General features: G+C 67.5%; 19 protein-coding genes and 1 pseudogene. 14 read left to right on the top strand and 6 right to left on the bottom strand.

Translation table 11 applies throughout. The features are described from left to right. Positions 1-31: 31 nt before the first annotated feature. Positions 32-244, bottom strand: coding sequence for a hypothetical protein (locus tag Air01nite_RS21230; protein ID WP_203704527.1), 213 nt, complete (start codon positions 242-244; stop codon positions 32-34). A 307-nt stretch (positions 245-551) separates the two neighbouring features. On the opposite strand from Air01nite_RS21230, the gene Air01nite_RS21225 reads away from it, so the two are divergent. Beyond that, positions 552-2282 (top strand): S9 family peptidase, encoded by a 1731-nt coding sequence (locus Air01nite_RS21225; RefSeq protein WP_203704526.1) that lies wholly within the window; start codon positions 552-554, stop codon positions 2280-2282. A 16-nt stretch (positions 2283-2298) separates the two neighbouring features. Here the strand turns inward: Air01nite_RS21225 and Air01nite_RS21220 are convergent, their stop codons facing one another. Beyond that, complete coding sequence (locus Air01nite_RS21220; protein ID WP_203704525.1) at positions 2299-2649, bottom strand: hypothetical protein; 351 nt, start codon at positions 2647-2649, stop codon at positions 2299-2301. A 10-nt stretch (positions 2650-2659) separates the two neighbouring features. Between Air01nite_RS21220 and Air01nite_RS21215 the strand changes: the two genes are divergently transcribed. The 6 genes and pseudogenes from Air01nite_RS21215 to Air01nite_RS41955 all read left to right on the top strand — a co-directional run. Beyond that, positions 2660-4192 (top strand): hypothetical protein, encoded by a 1533-nt coding sequence (locus tag Air01nite_RS21215; RefSeq protein WP_203704523.1) that lies wholly within the window; start codon positions 2660-2662, stop codon positions 4190-4192. Between the two features lie 11 nt (positions 4193-4203). Then, complete coding sequence (locus Air01nite_RS21210; RefSeq protein ID WP_203704521.1) at positions 4204-5544, top strand: hypothetical protein; 1341 nt, start codon at positions 4204-4206, stop codon at positions 5542-5544. A 234-nt stretch (positions 5545-5778) separates the two neighbouring features. Further along, positions 5779-6627, top strand: a complete 849-nt coding sequence (locus tag Air01nite_RS21205) for a YwqG family protein (protein WP_203704519.1) — start codon at positions 5779-5781, stop codon at positions 6625-6627. Between the two features lie 365 nt (positions 6628-6992). Further along, entirely contained in the window at positions 6993-7463 is a 471-nt protein-coding gene (locus tag Air01nite_RS21200; RefSeq protein WP_203704517.1) for a hypothetical protein, read from the top strand. 126 nt (positions 7464-7589) lie between these two features. Beyond that, positions 7590-8942, top strand: coding sequence for a multicopper oxidase family protein (locus Air01nite_RS21195; RefSeq protein WP_239090857.1), 1353 nt, complete (start codon positions 7590-7592; stop codon positions 8940-8942). Positions 8943-8946: 4 nt separating this feature from the next. Next, positions 8947-9086: pseudogene (locus tag Air01nite_RS41955) on the top strand (IS5/IS1182 family transposase); the annotation flags it as partial. A 62-nt stretch (positions 9087-9148) separates the two neighbouring features. On the opposite strand, the gene Air01nite_RS21190 reads toward Air01nite_RS41955, so the two are convergent. Then, positions 9149-12826: a glycosyl hydrolase family 95 catalytic domain-containing protein gene (locus tag Air01nite_RS21190; protein ID WP_203704513.1), complete on the bottom strand. Its 3678-nt coding sequence runs from the start codon at positions 12824-12826 to the stop codon at positions 9149-9151. A 534-nt stretch (positions 12827-13360) separates the two neighbouring features. Between Air01nite_RS21190 and Air01nite_RS21185 the strand changes: the two genes are divergently transcribed. Then, complete coding sequence (locus Air01nite_RS21185; RefSeq protein ID WP_203704511.1) at positions 13361-13543, top strand: hypothetical protein; 183 nt, start codon at positions 13361-13363, stop codon at positions 13541-13543. Positions 13544-13677: 134 nt separating this feature from the next. On the opposite strand, the gene Air01nite_RS21180 is transcribed toward Air01nite_RS21185, so the two are convergent. Next, positions 13678-14565, bottom strand: a complete 888-nt coding sequence (locus tag Air01nite_RS21180) for a hypothetical protein (protein ID WP_203704509.1) — start codon at positions 14563-14565, stop codon at positions 13678-13680. 1249 nt (positions 14566-15814) lie between these two features. Here Air01nite_RS21180 and Air01nite_RS21175 point away from each other — a divergent pair. From Air01nite_RS21175 to Air01nite_RS21165, 3 genes are all read left to right on the top strand, one after another. Continuing rightward, positions 15815-16294: a MauE/DoxX family redox-associated membrane protein gene (locus tag Air01nite_RS21175; protein WP_203704507.1), complete on the top strand. Its 480-nt coding sequence runs from the start codon at positions 15815-15817 to the stop codon at positions 16292-16294. Between the two features lie 338 nt (positions 16295-16632). Beyond that, a complete protein-coding gene (locus Air01nite_RS21170; protein WP_203704505.1) occupies positions 16633-19131 on the top strand; it encodes a S8 family serine peptidase in 2499 nt (832 codons plus the stop codon). A gap of 610 nt (positions 19132-19741) precedes the next feature. Then, complete coding sequence (locus Air01nite_RS21165; RefSeq protein ID WP_203704503.1) at positions 19742-20167, top strand: ester cyclase; 426 nt, start codon at positions 19742-19744, stop codon at positions 20165-20167. A 198-nt stretch (positions 20168-20365) separates the two neighbouring features. On the opposite strand, the gene Air01nite_RS21160 is transcribed toward Air01nite_RS21165, so the two are convergent. Beyond that, entirely contained in the window at positions 20366-20920 is a 555-nt protein-coding gene (locus Air01nite_RS21160; RefSeq protein ID WP_203704501.1) for a TetR/AcrR family transcriptional regulator, read from the bottom strand. Positions 20921-20979: 59 nt separating this feature from the next. Here Air01nite_RS21160 and Air01nite_RS21155 point away from each other — a divergent pair, with 59 nt between their 5' ends. From Air01nite_RS21155 to Air01nite_RS21145, 3 genes are read left to right on the top strand one after another with little or no spacing between them, the layout of a single operon-like run. Next, positions 20980-21408, top strand: coding sequence for a hypothetical protein (locus Air01nite_RS21155; protein WP_203704500.1), 429 nt, complete (start codon positions 20980-20982; stop codon positions 21406-21408). Beyond that, a complete protein-coding gene (locus tag Air01nite_RS21150) occupies positions 21405-21782 on the top strand; it encodes a PPOX class F420-dependent oxidoreductase (RefSeq protein ID WP_203704499.1) in 378 nt (125 codons plus the stop codon). The genes Air01nite_RS21155 and Air01nite_RS21150 overlap by 4 nt, the downstream gene beginning before the upstream one ends. A 28-nt stretch (positions 21783-21810) precedes the next feature. Continuing rightward, entirely contained in the window at positions 21811-23304 is a 1494-nt protein-coding gene (locus tag Air01nite_RS21145) for an MFS transporter (RefSeq protein WP_203704498.1), read from the top strand. Positions 23305-23952: 648 nt separating this feature from the next. Here Air01nite_RS21145 and Air01nite_RS21140 read toward each other — a convergent pair. Further along, positions 23953-24987, bottom strand: a complete 1035-nt coding sequence (locus Air01nite_RS21140) for a sulfotransferase domain-containing protein (protein WP_203704497.1) — start codon at positions 24985-24987, stop codon at positions 23953-23955. Positions 24988-25167 lie beyond the last annotated feature (180 nt).

Genomic DNA, 25167 nt, shown 5'->3' with positions numbered 1-25167 from the left:
GGGGCGGATCCGCGGCGCGCCGCCCGCGTGTTCAGCGCTCGAGACAGGTGGTGCTGCCGAAGGTGCATTCCGTGCCCGTCTGGTGGATCGTGGCGCCGCAGCTGCCGTAGCAGTTGCAGGTGCGAGCGACCGGGCCTTCGACATCGCTGTCGATCCAGGCCGTCAGCGCGTCGGCCGGCACGATCTCGAGCAGGAACGGATCGCTGTCGGTCAACTGGTCGTTTCGAACCGCTGTCACCGTCATCTTGCTACCTCCCTGGAATGCGTCGGAAGGTGAACGTAGAGTCGCCGCCTACACATGATCCGAACACCGGGAGCGTGTATCCCGTGTGTAGCGGCAGTGGAAGCCTCGGAGGCATCACCTCAGGAGGCAGCACGTGGCCGATCCGCCGGCGCCCGCGTCCTTGTTTGCCCTGCCACGGTTGGTCGGTCTGTCTGCCGCGGCGGACGGACGGTCGTACACCTTGGAACTGGACCTTCCTGGCGCCGGTCGCAGTTCCGTCCTGATGGACGCCGGCGACCGGGAGCCGGCTCCCGTTCCGGGGTGGGCCGTGACAGCGCTGCCGGACCGGTGCGTGCTGTACCTCGCCGAGGCTGACACCGGCCCTCCCCGGACCGCCCTGTGGTGGCGGTCGCTCGACCGGGGCGAGGCACGACCGCTGGCCGCCCCACCGGGTGGTGTCTCGGCCTACGCACACGCGGCCGTCGCCGACCAGGTTCTCTACGTGACGCGACAGGCCCAGGGCAAGGGTGCCGCACTTTACGAGCCGGGTGAGACGGTCCACTATGGTCGCGGCGCCGGGCAGAGGCGGATCCGCCTGGCCTGCCTGTCTCTCGCTTCCCAGACCGCGGCCCTGTTACCGGAGCTGTGCGGGGCGCGGCTGCGCGGCGGCTTCGCGGTCGCCGAGGACGCGCTGCGCGTCGTGGCGGAGTCGATCGTGGACGGCCAGCGGCAGCGGCGCCTTGGTCTGCACCTCGCGGAGCGTGGCGGCACGGACAGTCCGTGGCGATGGCGGCCCCTCGCCCCGCACGACGACGCGGACTTCTTCAGCCCGTTGCTGTCCGCGGACGGGCGGTGGCTCGCCTGCACCCGGGTGTCGGGCGGCTCCGCCGGCGCGGGCAGCCCGGGGGCGCCGGTGTCCGGCACGCTGTGGTTGTTCGACCTCGCCGACCCGGCCGACGGTGGGCGCCCCCTGGCGACCGATGTCGACGTCTGGCCGACTCCGGCCGCGTGGACGCCGGACGCACTGCTTTTCACGGCCGACCGCGCCGGCAGCAGACCGGTCTTCAGCGTGGAGATCGCGACCGGCGCCGTCCGGCGACTCACCGGCACGGGCAGCTTCACCGATGTCCAATCTCGCGGCGACGAGATCTACGCGATCCGTTCGGCGGTCGACCGGGTGCCCGTGCCGACCCGACAGCGCCCGCACGGCCCGTCCGGCCGGCGCGCGCCGCAGGTGCTGCCCAGCCCAACACCTGATCCCGCGATGCCCGGCCACCTGGAACGGGTCGTCGCGGACATCGGCTCGGCACCGGTGTCCGGCTGGCTGTGCCGGCCCGCCGGAACCCGTCCCCGGCCGCTGCTGGTGTGGCTGCACGGTGGCCCGCGAGCCAGCTGGAACGCCTGGTCGTGGCGGTGGTGTCCCTGGCTGGCCGTCGCGAAGGGCTACGCCGTCCTCATGCCTGATCCGGCCCCGTCGACCGGCTACGGTCAGGCCTTCACGGAGCGTGCCTGGGGTGACTGGGCGGGCACCCCAGGCGCCGACGTCATGAGCCTGGTGGATGTCGTCTCCGCACGGCCGGACGTCGACGCCGACCGCACCGCGGTGATGGGCGGTTCGTTCGGCGGCTTCCTCGCGTACCACCTGGTGGCGCGATCGAGCAGGTTCCGCGCGGCCGTGGTCCACGCCGGCATCTGGGACCTGGGCGAGTTCGTCGGCAGCAGCACCATGGCGCCGACGTTTCACGCCGAGTTCGGGCACCCGCTGGACGCCGCCGACACATACCGGCGGCAGAGTCCCCGCTCGCGTGCCCACCAGATGCGCACGCCCCTGCTGCTCAGTCACGGAAGCCTGGATCCGGTGGTGCCGTTCACCCAGGCGCTCACGGCGTTGAACGACCTGCGGCGGCTGGGCAGGCCCGCGAGACTGCTCCAGTTCCCCGACGAGATGCACGACATCACCAGGCCGGGCAACGTCCGGATCTGGTACGAGGCGGTGTTCGCGTTCCTGGACCACGCCCTGTGCGACCGGCCATGGCGACCCCCGGCGCCCCTGGCCTGACCCGAACGCGCACCGCCTACCGGCCGAAAAGCTCACGGATGGACTTGGGCATCGTTTGATACACGCCATTCCATTGGGAATCACAATTTCCTTCTAACGGGTGACGAATTGTGTTCGCCAGTCCTTGATCCGACTTGAAAGCCGGCTGTACGTCGCCTTGACGACGCCTTCTCGGCGCGACGACCATCGTCCCGAAATGCTCTTTCGGAAAGGGGTGCGCGCAAATGAGATTGGTAGGGGTCAGAAATGCGAGACGGCTCGTTCCTGGGCGAATACGTGCGGCGCTCGTGGTCGCCGCCGTCGCCGCGACAGGGCTGGTGGCCTGGGCCGCTCCCGCGCAGGCGCTGCCGTTGAGCGTGACCGTCACGATTGTCAGGGTGGCGGAATGCTGTCCGGGCGGCCCGATCGACCTGGATTCGGAAGCCGATTTCTACGGCCGGGTGACCATTGCGGGCTCCTCGACCGATTTCGGCGAGATCGAGGACAAGTCGATTATCACGCCGGACGACTGGAAGGCGACCGAAACAGTCGACCACAGCAATGCCACGACCGACGTGAAGATCGAGATATTCGACGAGGACGACGGCTTGAATTTCCGCGACAACCAGATCGACCTCACCAACAACGATGCCGACCGGGCGGTGAACTTCTCGATCGACCTCCATCCGGAAGACTCCCGCTGCTACTTCACCGGTGACGTCAGCGGACCGTGCGGCGCCGAGGTCACGACGCAGGGCAACGCGGACGACGGCGACGTCGGCGACATGATCCTCATGGTCGAGGTCAACGAGCCGCCGCAAGCACCCGGACGGCATGTGCGGTGCCTGCACTCCCCGCTGTGGCCGCAGCCGGGCGAGACGGTCACCATCACCGCAGAAGCGTTCGGCGACCAACCGGATGGCGCCGGCCTGCCGCCGCTGATCTCCGACCAGCTGGACATCTTCTTCTCGACCGACGGCGGCGCGACCCGGCAGAAGATCGGTGGCTCGGGCCGGCAGACGACGCTGAGTGCCAGCCGGACGGCCGGGGCGGCCGGCTCGACGTTCTCCTACAGCTGCCTGGCGATCGATCGCCTCGAGCCGGTCGACTCCGGGTGGCACACGGTGCAGGTCGGGGATCCGCCACAGGGCCGGACCGCACCCGTGCTGCTGACCGCCGCCCGGGAGAGGGCGCTGGACGTCATCCTGTTCCCGGCGACCACCAACGTTCGGAGACAACCGAACAACCCCGCGGACACCAGCCTGCTGACGTATCCGGTCTACAGCGGGCCGAAGGACGCCAACTTCCTGAACCATGCGCACGACGCCGTCCTCGAGCTGATGCGAGAACAACTCCTGCTGGAGAACCAGCGTGCCGTCAACGTCTGGATAGCCCTCGACGGCGCCGCCACGGGTGGTTTCCGGGATCTGCAGGGCGGCGACGGCATCGACGACACCTGCCAGCACCAGATGCCGGCCAATCTCGGCGCCGACTACGGGTTCGGCCATGTCCGTGCGATCCTGCATCCCGCGACCCCGCCGCCCGGCAACAGGAACACCCTGCGGGAGTGCGCCTTCAATCGGGTGCAGAGCGCCGAGGCCGGCGAGACCGGGGTGTTCATCCACGAGACCGGCCACTCCGCTTTCGAGCTGGCCGACGAATACTGCTGCAACGGTGGCTACTTCGAGATGCCCACCGTTCCGAACGTCTACAGGAGCCGGAACTCCTGCGTCGCTGACGTCGGCAACCTCGGCGGAGTCGCCGGCGACTGCCGTGGCATGGACTCGGTCTTCGACCCCGACACCGACCCGGACTTCTGGGTCTCCGACCCGGCGTCCAACGACCTGATGAACGACAACACCTTCGCCCGGCGAGCCGACCGCAGGCGCATAGCCTTCGTCTTCGGTGAATGCGACCGGGCAAACTGCTGAGGGGTCCTACGATGCCGAACCGCACTCCCGCCCGCCGGCTGCGGCGGGCCCGCGTACCGATGCTGATAATCGGCGCCGTCGCCCTGACGATCGGCGCGCTCCACACGACCGCAGAGGCGGTCCCCACCGTCGCCAACCCGCTGAGCGATCCGGTTCCGCGGCCGGAATATGTCGACGACGCCCGCAGCTTCGTCGCCGAGATCGATTTCCGGTCCGCGCAGTCCGGCACGTCGGCCGGCGTCGTGGTGGCGCACGTGGCCACACCGGGGACCGCGTTCCTGAGGCCGGATCTGAAGGTGTCCAGCATCGCCGACGGGGCGGTGCTCAGGTCGACCACAATGCCGAACCCGGCTCTCGCGTACGCGGAGGGTTCGGGCTTCGTCAGCCAGGCGGGCCGCGGCCAGGTGCTCGTCCCCTATGACAGCCGGGTCGAGCAAATCCAAGTGGCCGGCGAGGGTGGTGCCTTGGTAGCCACGGTCGACACCACGGCGGCCGTTCGCGACTACTGCGTCGCCAACCCGAACGACCCGGACTGCCGCGAAAGCGACCTGTCGGTCGACGCCGTCACGGCACCCGGGCCGCTGTTCGGCGTGATCGGCAGGCCGGTGACCATCACGGTGGCCAGCACCGTCGCCAACGCCGGACCCGACGGTCCGACCGAGGCCAGGGTGGAACGCACGGTCGTGGCCGGTCCCGGCATCACCGTCACCCCCGACGCCCCGGACACGACGCCGGCCACCCTCGCGGTCGGCACGCCGCAGCGGCTGGAGAAGACGTACACCGTGACGTGTGGCCAGCCAGGTCCGCGCACGCTCGACTTCACCACGACGGTGAATCCGAGGCGGGCGTACGTCGTCGACGGTCGAGCTGACAACAACCAGCGGACCACGCGGCTCACGCTCGACTGCGCGGTGCCGGTGACCATCAACATCCACCCCGGCAGCGAAGTGAACCCGATCAACCTGGGCGCCGCCGACGTTCCTACCGCGGTCCTCACCACCCGCGCCGGCGAATACGGCAACCCGCTGGCGTTCGACGCGACCACGATCGTCGTCAACGCGACCCGCTTCGGCTCGCCAGACGTCCTGCTGCGCGGTCTCGGCGTGCCGGAGCTCCACAACAAGGTCCACAAGGAGGATTCGCTGGAGCGCGACGAGCGCACCCGCGACCAGGACCCGGACGCGGTCCTCCACTTCGGACCGCCACGGGACGCCCTGACGCCGACGGACACGGACGGCCTGTGTCTTCGGCAAGTTCACCAGCGGCCCGTCGACGCAGACGAGCTTCTACGGCTGCGACACGATCGAAGTCGTCCCCTAAATCCGTGCGGTCGGCTGTCAGGTCGAACCTGACAGCCGACCGCCTCTATGCGCCTCCCGCGCGGCCAACAGCAGCTCGGCCAGACCGTAGGCCTCGCTCGACATCGTTCCCAAACCCTTGATCGATTCTGCTTTCCGACTAGTGGTGCTCTCAACGTCTTGGTCCCTGCGGACCGCACCTGAGGCATCGTGGTCTGGTGCCAGCAATGACGTTTGTCCTACCGGTAAGGGCTGAGAACAAGGATGCAGTTGCCTTAGGGTATGGCGATGCCGTTGGACACTGATCTGGTCGAGGTGGCTCGTCGGCATCTTCCGGAGCCTGTGGCGGATCGGTGGATCGGGCTGCTCCGTCCTGGCCTGTGGTTGCGGAAAGCCCTGCCTGGCGAATCGGTGGTCGCGAGGCTCGGTGGCCTGCCGGAGCTTCCTCGCGATGTCGGCTGGCCGCGGTGGAAAGGTCAAGGGTGGCTAGGCTTCGTCGCCGCGATCGACTGTGGCAGCCTCCCGGCAGATTCCCTGGACATCGCGTTGCCGGGCGACGGCACGCTGCTGTTCTTCTATCGGGACAGGGACGAGGTGGTCGGAACGTGGGCGCCGGAAACCCAGGCCGGGGCCCGGGTGACCTACGTGCCGGCCGGCGTACCGACTTCGCCGCGTTCGACCCCGAGCGGCGTCCCCACCTACCGCGAGGTGGCGCTCACCGCCGAGGCGATCGTCACGGGCCCGGATTGGGACCATCCGGCCTTCAGAGCGTCCATAACGGATCTGGCTCCGGAGCACCGGGCGTTCATGGACGACTACCGCAACCGGGATGACTTCGCCTGGGCGCTGAGCGACCTGGTAGGCCGGCCCTGGCACGGCGTGGGCGGGCATGCCGACCCGGTCCAGGGGCCGGTCGAGATGGACGCGGCCCAGGTCGTGCTCGGCGGCCGTGCCGACTGGACCGGCCCCGCCGTGCACGAGGAGGCGCAGCGCTGGGTCCTGCTCGCGCAGATCGACAGCGACGAGGAAGCGAACATGTGCTGGGGAGACGTCGGCACCCTGTATTGGTTGGTCCGGCCGGCGGACCTGCGAGCCCGCGACTTCGACCGAGCGGTGTTCACCTGGCAATGCGGCTGACCGTCAACTGAATCAACAGCATGGTCGGCGGTGCTCCTGTACCTCGGTCTGAACGTTCGACCGGACGTGCGTGTCGTGGGCCTTCTTGGCGAGGACGCCTGGGCCTAGCTTGATGTCGCGCCACCACGGCATCGCCGATAAGTGCTGGCACTGAAGGCATCTACGGGGTTGCACCGATGACGAGCCCAGCCGTCCGGCTCTACGGTCGACCCGTCTGCACCGGCGTGCTGCTGCAGGGCGTGCCCGTGCCGCCCCCAACGACCCCGTACCACGGCGGGACCGACCCAGGCGCAGGCTGCGTCACGGTTTCCGCATCAACAAACCGCATCCGCGTCCCGCACGCTCGAGCTAGGAAAGGAACGGTCATGAGAAAGGTCTACAAGGTCTTGGCGTACGTCGTCGCTGCCGAGGTCGTCGTGCAGGCCATGCTGATGGTCTGGGCCATCGCCGGGCTCACCAAGTGGGTCAACAACGGGGGCGTCTTCGACAAGGCCGTCATGGAGGACAGGCAGATCATCTTCCCGGAGATCCTGGGGATCCCGCTGCACGGCCTGAACGGCGGCCTGATCATTCCGGGGATCGCATTGATTACGCTGGTTCTCTCGTTCTTCGCGAAGATTCCCGGCGGCGTGAAGTGGGCCGGCATCGTCGTGATGCTCGCTGTCGTCCAAGGCCAGCTCGGTTACCTCGGCCATGACTTACCGGCCGCCGGCGCGCTGCACGGCCTGAACGCGATTGTGCTGTTCCTCGCCGCGTTGCACGCTGGGCGTCGGGTCCGAGCCGTCGCGGGCGTTGACCGCAGGGCGGAAGGCGAAGCCGTCCGATCGGCGGCGTGAGAACCGATGCTGCGTAACCGACGTCTTCGCCTGGCTGTGGCGATCGCCGCGACGTTGCTCATCGCGGGCCCGCTCGTCTGGCAGTGGCAGCGGAGCCTGTTGCCCGACCCATACTCCATTATGGATATGGGATACGTCGACGACGGCGGCACCGGCCACGGAGGGCATGGGTCCCACGGGGACTCGGCGCGCACCATCACCAGTCTGGTCGCCGACCCCGATCGACCGGCGGATGTGTCGGTCACGCTGACCGTCCGCAAGGAACGGTTCCGGCTGGCATCGGGGCGAGAAATCGACGGATACACCGTCAACGGGCGGTCGCCTGGTCCGCTGATCGAGGCGACGGTCGGTCAACTTGTGGAGGTCCGGCTCGTCAACGAGTCCGTACCGGACGGCGCCACACTGCATTGGCATGGCGTCGATGTTCCCAACGCCGCCGACGGCGTGGCCGGCATAACGCAGGACGCGGTCCGGCCGGGTGAGCAGTTCGTCTACCGGTTCGTGCCGGACCAGGCCGGCACGTTCTGGTACCACTCGCACCAGATCTCGCACGAGCAGGTCATCGGTGGCCTGCTCGGGCCACTGGTGGTGCGGCCCACCGGGTCCGCCGATGAGGTTACCGACGTGGTGACGCTGACCCACCTCTACCGCGGCATCCGGACTCTCAACGGGCAGGAGAACGACATCGCCGTCACCATCCCGCCCGGGAGCCGGGCCCGGGTCCGGGTCATCAACACCGACAACGGCCCGACGTCCGTGTGGGTCACCGGCGCGTCCGCTCGCCTCGTCGCGGTGGACGGCACCGACCTGAACGGGCCGACGTCCATCGATGGCGAGGCCGTGCTCGTCACCGCCGGTGCCCGGGCCGATCTGGAGGTGACGATGCCGGCCGGCGGCGCCCCGGTCCGGATCCAGGTCGGCGGGGCGCTCTCCGTGGTGCTGGGCTCGAGCTCTTTCGACGCCCCTTTCGCCTCGCGGCCGACGGCAACGGTGGACCTTCTTCGGTACGGCACGCCGGCCCCGCTCGGCTTCAACGCCGACGAGCGGGACCGGACGTTCAGGTACGACATCGGGCGGCGCTTCGGTTTCCTCGACGGCAAGCCTGCCTACTACTGGACTGTCAACGATCGCCTGTACCCCGACGTGCCCACCTACCTGGTGTCCGACGGTGATGTCGTCCGCATGACGATCAGCAACAACAGCGGTGAGGTACATCCGATGCACCTCCACGGCCACCACGTGGTCGTGCTGAGCAGGAATGGAGTCGCCGCGACGGGCAGCCCGTGGTGGGTCGATTCGCTCAACGTGGACGACGGCGAGACCTACGAGATCGCCTTCGTCGCCGACAACCCTGGGACCTGGGCTGACCACTGTCACAACCTGAACCACGCCGTGGAGGGGCTCATCGTCCACTTGATGTACGAGGGCGTGACGACGCCGTACGTCCTCGGCGGCGAGCACGGCAACCGACCCGAATAGCCAGGCGGTCGGGTTCGCGGTGTCGGTCAGCACCGTATGGCGGTACCTGCGCGAGGCGATCGACCTGCTCGCCGCAGCTGCCCGGACCTGGCCCACGCGGTCGGTCGGGCCGCCAAGCTGGCGTACGCGATCATCGAGGGCACTGCGGGAGCACCACCCGCCAGGTGCCCCGCGACCACGTCGCCGGGCACCCGTGGTGCCACAATTCAGCGGAATCTGGCCTCCAGTGCCTGGAGTGCATCCACCAGCTCCGCGCTCGCCCGACCCTTCCGTGCCGCGTTGTCGAGCTGTGCGACGACCGCCCGGTGTGACGCGGGCGAATCGGCGAGGGACTCCGCCTTCTCGATGTGCTTGCGAACTTCTTCCGCGGTCTGGCCGGTGAGATGCCCGACGCTCACGGCACGATCGACGAGCCAGAAGACCGTCGAGAACCCGGGCCCGTCCGAGATCCGGTAGGTTTCACCGGCTTGCCCGTCGAACCGGATCGTGTTGCCGTCCAGGTCGCCGTCGTAGTTCGCCATTGCCTCGAACCGCACCTCGTTGCCGTTCGAGTCCGTCACCCTCTTGTGGGCGATGCCCGGGCTCTTGAGGGTGAGGGTCTGTGCGACGTCCGGGGTCACGACAGCCTCGGAGAGCGTGCCGTCGGCCCACGCGATGTCCACTCCGACGTCTCCACGAGCGCGCAGACCCGTCACGGAGCCGGTGTCCCAGACCTGAGGCATCGCCGGCAGGAGTTCGATGGCGTCGCCCTGGGACTGCAGGAGCATCTCGGTCGCCCCGGCCGTGCCGCCGAAGTTCCCGTCGATCTGGAACGGCGGGTGCGCATCCCACAAGTTGTCATAGGTGCCCTGCTTCAGCAGGTTGCTGTACAGGACGTGCGCACGGTCGCCGTCGCGGACCCGGGACCAGAAGTTCAACTTCCAAGCCATCGACCACCCCGTCGACGAATCGCCGCGGGTGTTGAGCGTCACCTTCATCGCGTTCACGAACGCGTCCTCTTCCGCGCTCCGGCCTGCGACGACCTGGTCACCAGGGTGCAGGGCGTAGAGGTGGTTGGTGTGGCGGTGGCTGCCGTCGCCGGTGAAGTCGATGGCGATGGGGTGCTGCCACTCCTGCAACTGTCCGCCGGGGTACTGTCGGCCGTTCTGGGTGTAGGTGCCCTGCGGAGCGACCTGCAGGTCGAGCATGCCGTCCTTGGCCGTGGCGATCTCGTCGAGGTACGCGTCCTCGGCAGCGCGGCCCTCGAGGCCGTTCGCCGCGTCAGCCGTGTTGAGTCGGTTGCCGAGAACCTCGTGTGCCTCGATGACGTCCTCGAAGATGCCGATCACGACCGACTGCGGCTGTGTCGCGCCCAGCGAGTATGGTCCGTGCTCCGGCGAGTATGACGGGCTCACGACGAGCTTGTTGCTCTTCGAGTCCAGCACGAGAGTGTCCACCCAGAACAGCGCGGCATCACGCAGCATGTCGTAATGCTCCGCGAGGAAGTCGACGTCCTTCGTGAACTGATAGTGCTCCCAGACATGCTGGGCGAGCCAGGCGCCGTCCTCCGGGCTGTAGAACGCGTCCGACACCGCGGGAGCGGTGTTGCCCCAGATGTTGTTCTCGTGCCACGTGGTCCACCCGCGGGTGCCCGCACCGAAAACCCGCTCGGCACCCTCGGTGCCCCGTGGCACCAGGCTGTCGACATAGCTGATCAGCGGCTCGGTCAACTCGGAGAGGTTCGTCTGCTCGGCGAGCCAGTAGTTCATCTGCAGGTTGATGTTCGCGTGGTAGTCGCCGCTCCACGGGACGTTCGTGCCGTAGGCCCAGATCCCCTGCAGGTTCGCCGGGAGCCCTCCCGGACGTGACGACGAGATGAGCAGGTAGCGTCCGAACTGGTAGTACAGCGTCTCGAGGTAGCGGTTCTCGGCCGCGGTGTTCGTGCCTGCGCGGTACCCGGCCAACAACTGCGGGGTCGTCTTGTTGGTCACGGACGCGACGTTTCCGAGGTTCAGCTTGACCCGGTCGAAGAGCGACTTGTAGTCGGCCAGGTGGGTCGCGTAAAGCTCGTCGAACGTCCGCCCGGACGCCGCGTCGATGCGCTGCGCGACGTCGATCAGCGGGTCACGCCCGTCGAAGTAGTTGTTCAGCGGCTTCTCGCCCGGATACAGCGGGTCGGCCGTAACGTCCTGCTGGTAGTTGGTGTCCGTCGTGGTGAGCACGAGGACCGAGTCGGCGTTCTTGACCGTGATCGCTTTCCCCGACGTGACCAGCTCGGCGTTCTCGCCCTGGGGGATGACCTTCAGCTGTTGGGCGTAGTGGAGCGCGTCGTTGAACTTGTTGACGTCGTCCGCGGCCTGGTTGTGACCGCCGACCCAGCCGGTGGCCGTCACCGTGTCACCTTCGGCCACAATGGACTGCGGGTCGATCGGCCGGATCGAGAAGGACTGTGTGATCTGACCCGGCTCCGAGGCGCTCAGCCGGATCGCCATCACGTTGCCAGGATTCGAGACGAAGTACTCGCGCGCGAAATTGACATCATCCCGCGTGTACGACACCGAGGCCTTGCTGCCGTCGAGATCCAGCTCGCGCCGGTAGTTCGTCACCGGGTCGCCCTCGGTCGAGGGAAGGATGACCTGGATCTCCGACATCTGCGGGTCGGCACCGGCCACCGTTTCGGTCACGGCCATCTTGTACGCGTCGTACGACCCGGGAACGTCCACCTCGAACGACTTGTACGTCTGCCGGGGCGCGCCGAACGCGGCATCCGTCACCGTGTCGACGAGCACCCAGTCCGAGCCGCCCTGCTTGCCGTACAACTGCCAGCTCTTGAAATCGCGCCCGGGAACGTCGTTGCCGGTCGCGAGGCGGTAAGTGGATGCCACAAACGGATGGGAATACGACCACTGCACCTCGTACGGCCTGTCAGCGGTGGGCCGGCCGAACCGGTCGGCGTACATCTTCGTTCCCGTGGTCCCGTCGAACAGCGCCGCGGTGCCTTCGTTCGCGTTGTTCGGGTTGGTGTAGTTCGCCGAGAACCCGGTGAGCTCGATGATGTCACTGGAGCTCATGGCGACCGTACTGAGCTGCCGGTAGCTGCCGAAGTTGTTCTTGACTCCCTTGAGCTGGTCGACCGTGCTGGTTATCGCGGACATCGCCGCTCCGCTCGGCGTTGTCGCCGGCGTGATCCTGCCTTCCGCGTCGACGGTCGCGGGCGACGTCGCGTCCCAGGCAGCCTGCAGCAGGTCCTGCGCCTTCTTGACGTTGGCGGCGTTCTCTGCCGAGGTCTTGGCGCTGAACCCGCCGTCATAGGCGGGATTCTGCCCGGGCCCCCCGGTCCAGTAGGTGTGATCGTTGATGATGATCTCGTCGCTGTCGACGCCGCCCATGATGCCGGCGCCCATGAAGCCGTTCCCGAGCGGGATGCTCTCCTTCTCCCACGCGAGCGCCTTGTCGTTCGCCGGCCCCGCGGGTGCCGAATACCAAGCCTTCAGAGCGGGCTGCTCGCCGTAGATGTCGGGCTGCTCCGCGGCGGCGACCGGGGCGCTCAGCGACACGACGCCGCCCACGCCGAGCATGAGAACGAGCGAACCGGCGATCCACCTCCTCGCTCGCCGCCTCACGCCGAGAGCGGCGGATCCATTCCTTCGATACCGATTGGTCGTTGGCACAGTTCTCTCTCCTTTGATCGAACATCCCTCGACCGATCGAGCACCGCCGACCTCACGTCCTGTCGGGCTTGCGCGCGGCGCTCCGATCTCGACGAACAGGTGTACGACCAGACATCGGATGTCTGGGTCGAGTGATCGTACGACTGTCGATCCAAAGTGGCAACCTTCACGGTCGATAGGCCATCGCAAGGCCACATAGATCGGATCTAACCGGCGACGCGTCCTGACGTCCATCGGCGTGGACGGCCAGCAGCAGCCTCCCGCGAGGTCCGGCGGCGCCTGGAAAGGCCGGCGTGGTCCGCCGCGTCCGACAGGTGCTGGGAGGATCGTCGAAGCGCCTTCTTGAGGGCGACCTACCCCCTTGGTCGATCACCAGACCTCGCGGGTTTGTGAGTAGAAGGGTGTCGCCGCGGAGGCCGTGATCTGGGTACCGGCGCCGGCGTTAGGTTGCGGTCAGCGGGGTGCGGCGGCCGGCGTTGCCCTGCCCCGGTCGGCAAGGCGCCGCAGCGGCCGGCTTGTCGTTCCGAGGTCGCACGCGATGCGGGCAGAGCCACCGCACGTGTCAAGGCATCAAGGGCGGCAGCGGCCCGGTGTCGGTGATGCTGGCCAGGGCACACGCCGCTGGGCCGGGTGAGGTCGGCGCACTCTTCTCCATTGCCCGCGCGGGCGGCCCCACCGGCGCGCTTGCCGCGCCACGGCTGACGGCCTGGCTCGCGCCGCGAACCCTCATCGTCGCGTTCGGCTGGACGACGGCGCTGGTCACCGCTGATGGCGGTCGCGGAATCGGCCTGCGCCATCGGTGCCGTCCGCGGCGCCGCGTTCTTCCTCGGCCCGGCCGCGACGGCGGGCGTCCTAGGCTACATCGTGACTCACGGCCCCGAACCGATCCAGGGCAGCGTCGACGCGGCCATCAACCCTTTCACCAAGGCTGCGTTGCCGTTCGGACCGTAGCTCGCCGGCATGCTGCTACGGTGGGCGGGCCGATCGGGACCGTCGCCGTCTATTCGGCTCTGCTTATCCTGCTGGCACTCGCCGCCACCCGCAGTAGCGGCATCCGTTCCTCCCGCGATTGGCGGGGACGGCGATCACATGTAGCCGAGTGAAGACGCGGTCTTGACCACCGTGTCCAGGACCGTTGGCGTGTTGGTCGCGATGGCCGACGCGGACTTGCGAAGCCCTTTCATCCGGGCTGAACGCTTTCGATCCTTGAGGATCTCGTCGACGTGGGGGCCGAGCGAGGGCTTCGGAAGACGGTTGAGCTGCTCGACGTAGACGGCCAACTGTCGGTCGATCTCGGCGATCTCCTGCTTCGCCTCGGCCACTTTCGAGGATCCGCCCGCCTCGTGCGACAGGTAGCTGACGCGGTTGACCAACTCCAGCCGTCTCGCGGCGGCTCGGTCCCATTTTCGGGAAACGGCGGAGTATGCGGCGTTGGCCGGGTCGGCGGCGAACCCCGACATGAGTTCGCGGAACACCTGGAAGTCGGAGCGTTGGCCCGTCATCGGCAACGTGTGGAACACGCCCGAGTTCGAGCTGGCGTCGTCGAAGACGACGAAGCAGGGCAACTGGTCGATGATTTCAAGCTCGCGGGCGACAGCGTCGGAGCCGTAGGTCATGGCGGTGGCAAACCCCAGCTTGCGACCGCGAGCCAAGGGCAGGTCTTCCGGCTCCTTGCGTTCTTTGATGATGTCTCGCACGGTCATCATCACCGCCGGATGGTTTCTGCCGAAGTCACCGGTACTCGATTCGATCCTCAGCTCGGCCTCGTTGTAGAAGAGCACGAACGCCACGAGCTCGCCGGTGAGAGAATCCATGGCTTCCCGGTATTCATAGAGCCACTCCAGCGCTTCTTCGTCGACGCGGGTCGCCAAGGCGATGATGTACGCCCCGTAGGGCCTCCCGAAAAAGCGCCCTGAGTTGGAAATCATCTCGCCGAGGTCACCCATCGACGCGATCTCCATGTAGTAACCCACCGCGATCTCCCGCCGCCCAGCGAAGCAGATGAATTTGCTCTCAACTTATCCAAACCGGTCAACCCTGGCTAGTGCCTTGACCACAGACGTTGGCCGGCTTAGCGATACGCAACTCTCGTGCGCCGTGGTACCGGGTTGGGGTCTTGCGGTTGCGGCGGGCGATGGTTGTGCTCGCCGCTGCGAGTGGGAACACGGTGCCGGCGTTTGCCCGTCTGGTACTGCCGACGGGGACTCGGTGCGTCAGGTGATCCATCGGTTCAACGAGATGGGGATGGCCATCCTGGACCCTCGGTGGGCCGGTATGACGGCCAACACCCGCCCCACCACGCTGGGGCGCCCGTTCACCCGCTGGAGCATCCGCAAGCTCGCCGAGTGCCTGGCCGATAAACCCCGACCGGGTCGTCGTGGTCGGCGAACGGCTGCGGCAGTTCCTGCGTCACCACCAGATCACGTTCCAGCGGACCACGACCTGGAAGGCATCCAACGACCCGCACCGGTGAACCGCCGCCGGGAGCCGCGAGCCCGGCGCGAGCACCACGCCGGCCGGCGCGTCAGGAGGGCCCAGCACCAAGTCGACCACGCGCCGTTGTCGCCCTCGACGCCGAGCACGAGACCGGGCCATGCGCCATCTCGTACACCGCGAGCTGGTCAAGGTCTGGGCCGGATCGCGACTGACTATGGGCTGACCGCCTGGCCCACGGACCGAGGCGCGGCGCGAGCATGTCCTCCTCGAAAGGCTCCTTCCAGGTAGTGCGCACAGTCAACACCATTGCGAGCACCAGCAACCGCTCCTGGGACACGAGCGTCGAGAGCCCGTTGAGCAGGCCGCCGGTCTGCTCGCGCACCCATGCGTCGACGGCGTCTCTGTCCGTCAGCACGCCGACCGACTCCGCGGGCACGGTTCGCAACCACTGATCGCGCAGCAGGACCTCCGGGCGGGCCCGCAGGCCGAGGGCCGCCCGAACGCCCGGTTCCGAACGAAAGCAAGGTCAGCAGCCCACTCGCCGCCTTCTGCGCCTCGTCCGGGTCCAAACCGACGTCGGCCGCCAACTCGTCGCGGCCGACGCAACCGCAGCCTGATCGACAGAACCCCCAAGTCAACCGAACTTGGGGCAGTCCCACCCGAGACCACGCGCTCTTCGCGCCAAACCACCGTTCCGGCGGAGATCCGATGTGGACGGTCGCTCAAACCGCTTCTGGTGGATAGACGCTGCCCTCTTGACGAGGCACTTCTGTCGCAGTCTAATTGATGATCATGAAGGGAGGCCGCGCGGTGGGAGAGTTCCAGTTCGCCGTTCCGGCGTGGCAGGGTTTCCTTCTGATCGCGGCTGCGGCCGCGAAGGTGCGCGCACCGCGTCGGTCCGCAACGCCCGTTGCCGGTTACCGGCTTGTGCCGTCTGCCTTGATCTTGGCCCGGAGCGTTGCCGGCGTCGTAGTCATCCTCGGCACCGGCCTCATCGGTGGTTGGCAGCCGGCGGTCATGCTTCCGCTCGCGGCTGCGCTGTTCGGTTCCTTCGGGCTCGCGACGGCATCGGCACTCCTTCGAGGGCGCCGACCGTTCTGCGGTTGCGGTGTTGGCGAGGACAGCCCCGTCATCGTCGCGCGGACCGGTGGCTTGGCTATCTCTGCGGGCCTGTCCGGCGCTGTTCCTCCGAGTTTGCAGGTGCTGCGGCGGGCGTTGGCGGTCGGCCTTCGCATGCACAACGGTTTGGAGGCGCTGCCGCGATGACGACCAGGATGGCCGTGCGCTGGATGAGATCACCTCCCGGCCGCCAAGCGACGCACGCGCCCTCAGTGGACTGGAGGTCGGCCTCGCCGCGCCCGACGGAGCGAGCCCGTGCAGCTGGGTCGTTCGGTGACGGTCTTCACGTCTGAGGGTTGCTCTCCGTGCGAGTCTCTTGTCCCTATCCACCCCTTTGATCCGGGCGAATGGGGTCGGGCGCCGTTATTGGAAGCGGCGTAACGGCCCATCATTTTGACTCGGCCAGCGCGTGTAAATCATGGGGCTGGGGCGGATCAGGTCGCCCCGGTCCGTTAGCGATATCGACCCCTCGGGAAGGAGCCGGAATGAGCATGAGGTTCACGAGTCGGCGGCAGTTCCTGCGGCGACTGGGAGGCGCCGTAGCTGCCGGAGCAGGCGTCGCGTTGTTTCCGGCCGGGTTCGCCTCGGCAACGTCCAAGACCGGTCCAACGTTGACGTCTGGCAATGCAGGCGGCCCGCCGACGTACCCGGGAGACCCCGGCTTTGTCGCCAGGAGCCCAGGCGAGCTGGATGCCGCCAAAGCCAGTTGGGAAACGCCGGAATACGGTTATTACACCGGACATAATCCTGCTAACCCCGGCACCGCGATCGACTCCCCGTGGCAGCTCGTCGCGGTAAACGCGTCCACCGCCTACGCCCTGGGCTACTTCGGGCAGGGCGTCGCGCTGGGCATGATGGACTCGGGCTACCGGACTACACACGAAGGATTTCAGACCGGGCTGATCGTTCCGGTCAGAGCGGAGGGCGTCTACGGCACCTCCGGCTTCGGGTACCGGAACACGGCAACCCCGGGGAACCCGTTCACCGCGGGCGAGCCGTTCACTGTGGCCGGTGATCAGGCGCGGACAAGTGACTACGGGCACGGGACCGGGATGCTTGGGGTCACCTCCGGCATTCGGGACGGTAAAGACCAGCACGGCATCGCCTTCGGATCGACGATGTACGTTGCCAAGACCGGCGGTTCCGATACCCAGTCGCACGGTCCCTTCCACGACTACGTCTACTGGTACACCGCCAACAAGGCCCTGGTCGACGCGGGCGCCCGGGTCATCAACAGCAGTTGGGGCTCTTTTGTCCAGACCCTTGACAGGGCCCGCTTTGACGGCCTCGGAAAAGATCTCGGTGTCAACGGCAACCTCGCCAACGCCTACCAACTGCCTGGCAAGGACAGCGCCAGCCCCACGGCAATGGCGACGATTGTCCCCAACGAGTTCCTGAAGGATCTGGAGTACCAGTATTTCTTGTTCCTGAAGAGCTATTCGGAAGGCGGCATCCAGTACAATCCGAACCACCCCGGACGTTCCTTCATGGACGCCATCTGGGAAGCCATCAAGGACAGCGGCACCGTCAACGTACGGTCGTCCGGCAACAACGACTGGAGCAACCCGTATTTTCGCCCGGCGTACCCCCTCTTCAATCCCGCGGCGGAAAAGCAGTGGGTAGCCGTCGGCGGGGTGCAACCGCCCACCGCGACCAATCCCGAATACACGAAGCAGTTCGGGTTCAACGAGGCGGGGCTCGCCAAATGGTGGACCGTGTCGACTCCTTCGAACAGCGTGCGGACCACGAGCAGCGCCGGTGACACCAACTATTCGAACTCGAGCGGCACGTCACCGGCGACGCCCGTCGCGACAGCGGTGATGGGTGTGCTGCTCTCTCGCTACCCGAACATGGACGCCATCCAGGTGCGCGAGCTGATGTTCACCACGGCGAACAACAAGATGTCCGACGGCGTGAGATTCCTCGGCACCGGGCAAACGTCCCCCTCCGGGGCATCCATCGCCTGGACCGCTCCCGACGGTCTTCCGGACGACCGCTGGGGCTGGGGGATTCCCGACCTGGCCAAGGGCATGTACGGCCCGGGCCAGCTCCTGAGCCCCATGACGTACAACATGGATAAAGCGCCCTTGGACGTCTGGTCCAACGACATCAGCCAGATCGCGATCAAGGAACGGGAACGGCAAGATCTGCAGTGGCTGGCGCGCTACAAGGAGCAAGGCGTTGCGTACGCCGGTGAATTCAGCCCCAACGTGCTGAACCCGGACGGCACGCTCGACGAACAGGCCTTCATGCTGCAGGGCATTTTGGCTGATCCGTACGTCCAAGCCATTACTGACGGCCATCCCGAGTTGTACGACAAGATCACCCATGAGGACGCCGTCAAGTGGCGCAAGCAATGGATGGACGCGCGCGCGGCCTACATTCAGGACAAGATCGACAACAACCTCTACACGGCTTCGCTGACCAAGCAAGGCTCGGGGACGCTGGTCATGACGGGCGCCGACACGTACGAGGGCGGCACGACGGTTGAAGGCGGAAAGCTTGCGATCACCGGCTCGCACGCAAGCTCGATCGACGTCAGCGGCGGCACGCTCGGCGGCACCGGTTTCGTGGCAGGCAGCATCAACGTCGACAATGGCGTGCTGGAGCCTGGTCTGTCATCCGAGGAAGCGGCGTCCGCGGCATCCCTCACCCTCACCGACGTCGCGCCCGGCAACGTCCTGAGGGTCGGCGGCGACGTGACCGTCGGCCGAGCGGGTCGCCTCGCCATCACCATCTCCGGCGACCACGACTACACGAGCGTCCGGGCCGCGGGTGACCTGGTGCTGAGCGGCAAACTCGACCTGGACGTCCGCGCGCGCCTCACTCCGGGCACGGTCCTGACGATCATGAGTGGCGACTCGATCAAGGGCAACTTCCATTCCCTGCCGGAACGGCGGGTCCTGAACGCGGGCCGCCACCTGTTCAGGGTGTCCTACCGGCACGGCGACATGACGCTGACCGTCGAGCGGGCGCTGCCCTAGGCAGGGCCCGGCGGCGTCCAGCCGCAGGTAGCCTGGCCAGCCACGCTCAGGTTCGCCTGAGCCTGGCTGGCCAGGCCCTCGCCCTGTCGGGTGTCAAACCTGATTACCGTGGTGGAGTTGCCCCTGATCTTGGGCACTTGACCCACGGATCTTGAGGTCCGGGGGATCCGGAGTCCTGGAACAGCGTGGTCGGGAAGTGGAATCGTCCCTGCTAGCTGACACCCACGTTGGGTATGGGTTCGTGTCGCCCCTCGATACGAACCCAAACCCAACGCAGCTCAGAGCACCTCCTCGTCATCGAGTTGAACCCCCACGCCTCGGCTCGAAGCCGGCTCCGAGCCTTGAACGTGCAGACCGCCGAAGGAGGCCGGAACCGGTGGAGGACCACCTGCCCTGCGCTTGCCGGCGCGCGATCGCGACGCCGCGCAGCACCACTGGGCGCCGCTTCTGCTTCCGGTCCAGCGGTCGTGCCGATCATTACCGCGGCTGGCCTGATTGAGCTACTTGTCAACCAAGGTTGGCGGCCTTCGTCGCCCGCTCCGGTATTTCGGGCCGCGGCGATGGTTGGCGCCCGAATCGGGGGATAACCAGCAGGAAAGGGGGTGGCAACATGGGAGAGGCGCGCGAACTACTGGACCGGATGACCGTTGCGGCCATGGAAGCTCATGATGTGGACGCGACAGCGGCTTTGTACGCGGACGATGCGGTCGTGATGACTCCGGACGCGGGCGAGGTCAAGGGACGCCAGCAGATCGGGGATTACTGGCGTCAGTTCATCGATGGTTTCCCGGACGGCAGTTGGGAATCGACCAGCAAGGTCGAGTCGGGCGACAAGGCGGTCGACGAGGGTTTCTTCGTTGGCACGAACACCGGGTCGGTGCGGGGGCCGACGGGCGCGACCATGGAACCGACCGGGAAGCACGTCAAAATCCGTGGCGCCGACATCGCGACCGTGAAGAACGGGAAGATCACGGAGCATCATCTCTACTTCGACGAGCTGGATTTCCAGCGTCAGCTGGGGCTGGCCCCGAGCTGAGCGATCTCTACAAGCAGGTCCGCGCCCTGCGCCTCAACGCCGGGCTGTTCCCCGACGACCCGGAGATCCAGGCTCTCGTCGCCAACCTGCGAGAGGCTACTGCTGGTCGGTACGCCGGAACGCGGTAGCCGCGGCGCCGAGGCACTCGCCTACCTCGCCGCCGTACACACACCCGCCTGAACGTCTTCACCCGCTCTGTCACGGCACCGCCGCGCCTTCGGGGGTGACGAGGCCGTCGAGCATGACGTGGATCGCCTTTTCGCGGGCGTCGTCGCTGTCCGCGGTGAGGGTCATGCGTACGAAGGAGGCGATGTCCTCGGCGGTGATGCCGGCACGTAGCCGACCGGCGGTTCTCAGCCGGTCCGTGGCCGGGCCGACCACGGAGGTGATCAGACGCTGGGCGTGTTGATCGGCGCGGTGGCCGGCGCCGGCCAGTTGGGCGAAGGTCGCCGTTTCCTGTTCCGACATGTCGCAGCTCTGCGTGAACACCGCTCGGAAGGCGCTGACCGGGTCGGTGCCCTCCATGGCCCGGGCCGCGCTGTCCTTCACCGCGGCGGTGAGGTCGTCGAGGACCGCCTCGATCAGCCCCTCCTTCTCGGGAAAGTGCCGGTAGAGCGTGGTGGTCCCCACGCCGGCCCGGCGCGCGATCTCCTCCAAGGCGATGTCCGGGCCTTGCTCGGTGAACGCCTCGCGGGCGGCCGTGATCAACCGTTGCCGGTTGCGGAGCTGGTCCCGGCGGGGAGCCCGCGTCATCGGACCTCCGATCGAAGTGGTGGCGACACCACCACTTTAGCGCTATCGTCAAAACGGTGATGACACTACCGTTTTTGGGGCCGCCGCGAGACGCCGCCTTCTGGACGCTGACCACCCTGGGCGCGGCCGGCGCCGCCCTCGGGATCCTTGGCGTGGTCAGTCCCGACCGCCAACTACGCCTGTCCGGGTTCGAACGCCCGACCGAGCGAGGGCCGGGTGACCACACGCCCGCCGTCCTGGGCAGCAGCTCCTTCGCCGCGATCGGCGAGGGCGCGGCCTACCTGCTCGGTGCGGCGCGAGGGTGGCCCGGCTTTCCCGCCTTCGTGATCGCTCGTAGGGCACTGATGGCCGCCGGCCTTGCCGGGCTCGCGGTCACCGGTCGCGCGCCGAGGGCATTTCTCCACGCGGCGGGCTGGGAGGCACTCGGTGCCGCGGCCGTCGCGGGCGCCCTCTGGCTGGACCGCCGAAACGCCGGGAGGCCGGCATGAGTGTGCCCGCCTCGATCGCCCGCGCCCGGTACGCCAGCGTTACCACGTACCGCCGGGACGGCCGACCGGTCCTCACGCCGGTCGGGGTCGTCGCGGATGCCGGCGAGCTGTTCGTGCTCACCGAGCGCACCAGCGGGAAGGTCAAGCGGATCCGCAACAACGCGACGGTGACCGTCACGCCGTGCGACATGAGCGGGCGGGTCGCCGGGGGCGCACCGACGGTGCGCGGCCAGGCCCGGCTGCTGGACCGCGACGGGACGGCCCGGGTACGCCGCCTGATGTCCCGCCGCTTCCCGATCTCCCGATTGGTGTTCGCCGCCGATCTGCTCCTGCGCCGACGCGACCGCCGCATCGGCATCGTCATCAGCCTCTGACACCACCCCTCGAACAGAACAGGTCCACATGCGACTCACGTCCGACCCCGCACCCGCCAATCCCCGCCGTTGGACGGCTCTGGTCTTCATATCCCTGGCGCAGCTGATGGTCGCCCTGGACGCGACGGTGGTGAACATCGCGCTGCCCTCGGCCCAGCACGATCTCGGCTTCTCCGACGGCAACAGGCAGTGGGTGATCACCGGCTACACCCTCGCGTTCGGCGGCCTCCTGCTCTTCGGCGGCCGGCTCGCGGACATCGCCGGCCGCAAACGGATCTTCCTGATCGGGCTGGTGGGCTTCGCCGTCGCCTCGGCCGTCGGCGGCGTCGCGGGCGACACCGGCACGCTGCTGGCCGCCCGCGCCCTGCAGGGTGCCTTCGCCGCGCTCCTCGCCCCGGCCGCGTTGGCGCTGCTCTCGGTGACCTTCACCGAAGCGAAGGAGCGTGCCCGAGCGTACGCCGTCTTCGGAGCGATCGCCGCCGCGGGTGGTGGCGTCGGACTGATCCTCGGCGGTGTCCTCACCGAATATCTGGACTGGCGCTGGGCGCTGTTCATCAACGTCCCGTTCGCTCTCGTCGCCGCGATCGGTGCCATACCCACGATCCACGACACATCGGGGGCACGCCGGCGCCAGCGCCTGGACATCCCCGGTGCCGCAGTCGCGACCGCCGGTCTCGTCGCGCTCGTCTACGGCTTCACCCGGGCCGAGTCGGACGGCTGGAGTGCCGGCTGGACGCTCGGCTCGTTCCTCGCGTCCGCCGTCCTGCTGCTCGCTTTCGTGCTGGTCGAGGCGAGAGTGCCAAACCCGCTGCTGCCGCTGCGCGTGGTGACCGACCGCACCCGAGGCGGCGTCTACGCCTCGATCGGGCTCTCCATGGTCGGCATGTTCGGCCTCTTCCTCTTCCTGACCTACTACCTGCAGGTCGTCCAGGCCTGGTCACCGGTCCGCACCGGCCTCGGCTTCCTGCCACTCATCATCGCGATGATCCTCGGCCCGACCCTGATCGGCGCCCGGCTCAGCCACCGCGTCCGGCCCGGAGTCCTCCTCGCCGGGAGCTTTCTGACCGCGGCGATCGGCCTGCTGTTGCTGACCCAGCTGACGGTGGATAGTTCCTACCTGGCGCTGATCCTGCCCAGCCAGGTCCTGCTCGGCCTCGGTACCGGTACGGCGTTCCTGCCCGCGATGAGCCTGGCCACCCACGGGCTGCGCGCACACGAAGCCGGCATCGCCTCCGCGATCATCAACACGTCGCAACAGATCGGTGCCTCCATCGGCACCGCGCTGCTCAACACGGTCGCGGCCGGCGCCACGGCGGCGTGGCTCGCCGACCACGCCGGCACCACCAACCAGGCGATCGTGCACGGGTACGCCACCGCAGTCTGGTGGGCCGTCGGCTTCCTCGTCGTCGCCGCGTTCCTCGCCATCACTCTGGTACGCGTACCCCAACCAGACGGCACCGGCAGAGCCGACGAACCCAACAACGGCCCAGCCGGCGACGCGACACCCCTGCTCGTCCACTGACCGTCGTCGCCATCCGATCGCGAGTCATCGTCGGCCTGACCGTCGCCTCGTTCGACGGTCAGGCAGGCGACAAAAATGACATCAAGATCGGGAGACCGATGGTGCCGCATTGACGGCGTGGCTAGTCGGGCAGCAGTATCGTCCTTGCAAGCCGATACCCCGGTTGGGTATCGGTTCGTGTCGCCCCTCGATACGAACCCAAACCCAACGCCAGCTCAGAGCACGTCTGCTCGTTATCGAGTTGAACCCCCACACCAAGGCTTTGGGCGACTCCCAACCTGGAACGCCCAGGGCTGAGCCAAGCCGTAACCGGCACATGGCGGTAGGACTGGACTCAAACCTGAGGGGCGTGGGTGGCCCAGTCGGGGTTTGCAGGCCCAAGCTGCGGCCTGCCAGGGCACGAATGCTGAACCGATCACCGTAGCCAGTCGGCAGCCAGTGCCGCTGTCTGCGAACGAATGGAGAAGGCGAGGCCGGAACAATTGTCAAACCTGTGGATGAGCGGTCTTGACTGAGCCGTTGCCGCTGCGGCGTCCGTTGGTGGTCCGTCGACAAAGGCGAATGTGGCCGGAGCCCTCGGCGGAACGTGGCGCACGCTCCGCAGCAAGACGTCCATCGTGAGGTCGTCCCGAATCCTCGCCGCTCGCGTCAAACGCCGGAGTCAAGCGTTGGCGGTGAATCGGCTTCGAGCCATGCGCGCAGCCCCGGGTCGAGCTGGGCGGCTGCTGTCTCGTAGAGGGCCAGGTCTTCCTCGGTGAGGACATCGCGCCAACGTCCGTTGGTGCCCTTGTAGAAGAAGCGACGGGCGCCGCCCTCGAAGAAGAGCGGCTTGACGGACTTCTCGTTGCGGATCGCCTCCTGCTTCATGGCGTCGAACCGGGCGGCCGCCACGAGCTCGGGCCAAGCATCCTCGGCCACCTCGATGTGGGTGAAGGCGGCGACGCGGCGCATCTGCGCCTCGAGGTCGGCGAGCAGATCGGCGTAGTGGACCATCAGCAGGTTGGGCAGGTTCCTATGCGGCCAGAAGGTCGCGGCGTGGTGATGGTGAGACCAGAACGGCCAGCCGTCCGTCTCCCAATCGAACAGGCTGCGGGTCATCCAGTCGGGCCACAGCTCTCGCTCGGTGGCCGGGCAACGGGGCATCGGTCCAGCCGCGCCGCCCGCGGCGTCCAGCAGCGAGTAGGTGAACTCGGTGTAGGCGCTGTAGTGGTTGAAGGCCGACATGAACACGTCCCGCGTGTCGCGGCCGACGTACACGTAACGGACCGCCGGGTCGTATGGCAGTGCGTCGAACGGCAGGTGGCTCTTCAGGAACCGCTGGTGCTCCTGGGCCTCGATGCTCGCCACGACGCCATCCACGTCGCCCAGGAAGGCCGCGTCGATCCACGGAGACAACGCGGCCAGCGGAGCCGGCAAGGGGCCCGCGCCGAAGACCAGCAGGCTCATGATGCGTTGCATCCAGGTGGTACCCGCCTTCATCGAGGTCGAGATGACGACGTCGCCCGACCGCAGCGTGACATGGTCCCACCGCTCGCTGTCGAGGTGATGGCTGCGGTAGGTGCGGGTACGACGCGGCGTGTCCATGCACTGCTCCCTACGTACGTGGACCCCGGCAATGCGGGCCATGCACCTCTGAGCGACGTGCGGCAGTATGGCTACCAACTGGGTGACGAACGTGTGCATCCGCGCCCGAATGACCTTACGGCGACCCAGCCGTAGGCCATTACCTTAATTCGTCAGGCCTCGCTGACGCTCGGTGGACAAGCCGCGAACAGTGGCTGCCGCACAACAACCTCATCATCGGCCTCAGCGAGGACGACTACCGCCAGATGCTCATCACGCGGCGCGCCGGCGGCGACCCCT

This window comes from Asanoa iriomotensis (genome assembly GCF_016862515.1).
In the GTDB taxonomy this organism is placed as follows: Bacteria; Actinomycetota; Actinomycetes; order Mycobacteriales; family Micromonosporaceae; genus Asanoa; species Asanoa iriomotensis.
The sequence above is the reverse complement of the archived record's forward strand: the minus strand, read 5'-3'. Positions and strand labels throughout refer to the sequence as shown.

Excerpts from the sequence above, each read along its gene's own strand:
- Air01nite_RS21210 (WP_203704521.1), top strand. The coding sequence starts at position 4,204 with ATGCCGAACCGCACTCCCGCCCGCCGGCTGCGGCGGGCCCGCGTACCG.
- Air01nite_RS21140 (WP_203704497.1), bottom strand. The coding sequence starts at position 24,987 with ATGCACACGTTCGTCACCCAGTTGGTAGCCATACTGCCGCACGTCGCT.
- Air01nite_RS21150 (WP_203704499.1), top strand. The coding sequence starts at position 21,405 with ATGAGTGTGCCCGCCTCGATCGCCCGCGCCCGGTACGCCAGCGTTACC.
- Air01nite_RS21200 (WP_203704517.1), top strand. The coding sequence starts at position 6,993 with ATGAGAAAGGTCTACAAGGTCTTGGCGTACGTCGTCGCTGCCGAGGTC.
- Air01nite_RS21165 (WP_203704503.1), top strand. The coding sequence starts at position 19,742 with ATGGGAGAGGCGCGCGAACTACTGGACCGGATGACCGTTGCGGCCATG.
- Air01nite_RS21230 (WP_203704527.1), bottom strand. The coding sequence starts at position 244 with ATGACGGTGACAGCGGTTCGAAACGACCAGTTGACCGACAGCGATCCG.
- Air01nite_RS21195 (WP_239090857.1), top strand. The coding sequence starts at position 7,590 with ATGGGATACGTCGACGACGGCGGCACCGGCCACGGAGGGCATGGGTCC.
- Air01nite_RS21185 (WP_203704511.1), top strand. The coding sequence starts at position 13,361 with ATGGCGGTCGCGGAATCGGCCTGCGCCATCGGTGCCGTCCGCGGCGCC.
- Air01nite_RS21190 (WP_203704513.1), bottom strand. The coding sequence starts at position 12,826 with ATGGACGTCAGGACGCGTCGCCGGTTAGATCCGATCTATGTGGCCTTG.
- Air01nite_RS21170 (WP_203704505.1), top strand. The coding sequence starts at position 16,633 with ATGAGCATGAGGTTCACGAGTCGGCGGCAGTTCCTGCGGCGACTGGGA.
- Air01nite_RS21160 (WP_203704501.1), bottom strand. The coding sequence starts at position 20,920 with ATGACGCGGGCTCCCCGCCGGGACCAGCTCCGCAACCGGCAACGGTTG.
- Air01nite_RS21175 (WP_203704507.1), top strand. The coding sequence starts at position 15,815 with ATGATCATGAAGGGAGGCCGCGCGGTGGGAGAGTTCCAGTTCGCCGTT.
- Air01nite_RS21145 (WP_203704498.1), top strand. The coding sequence starts at position 21,811 with ATGCGACTCACGTCCGACCCCGCACCCGCCAATCCCCGCCGTTGGACG.
- Air01nite_RS21205 (WP_203704519.1), top strand. The coding sequence starts at position 5,779 with ATGCCGTTGGACACTGATCTGGTCGAGGTGGCTCGTCGGCATCTTCCG.
- Air01nite_RS21155 (WP_203704500.1), top strand. The coding sequence starts at position 20,980 with ATGACACTACCGTTTTTGGGGCCGCCGCGAGACGCCGCCTTCTGGACG.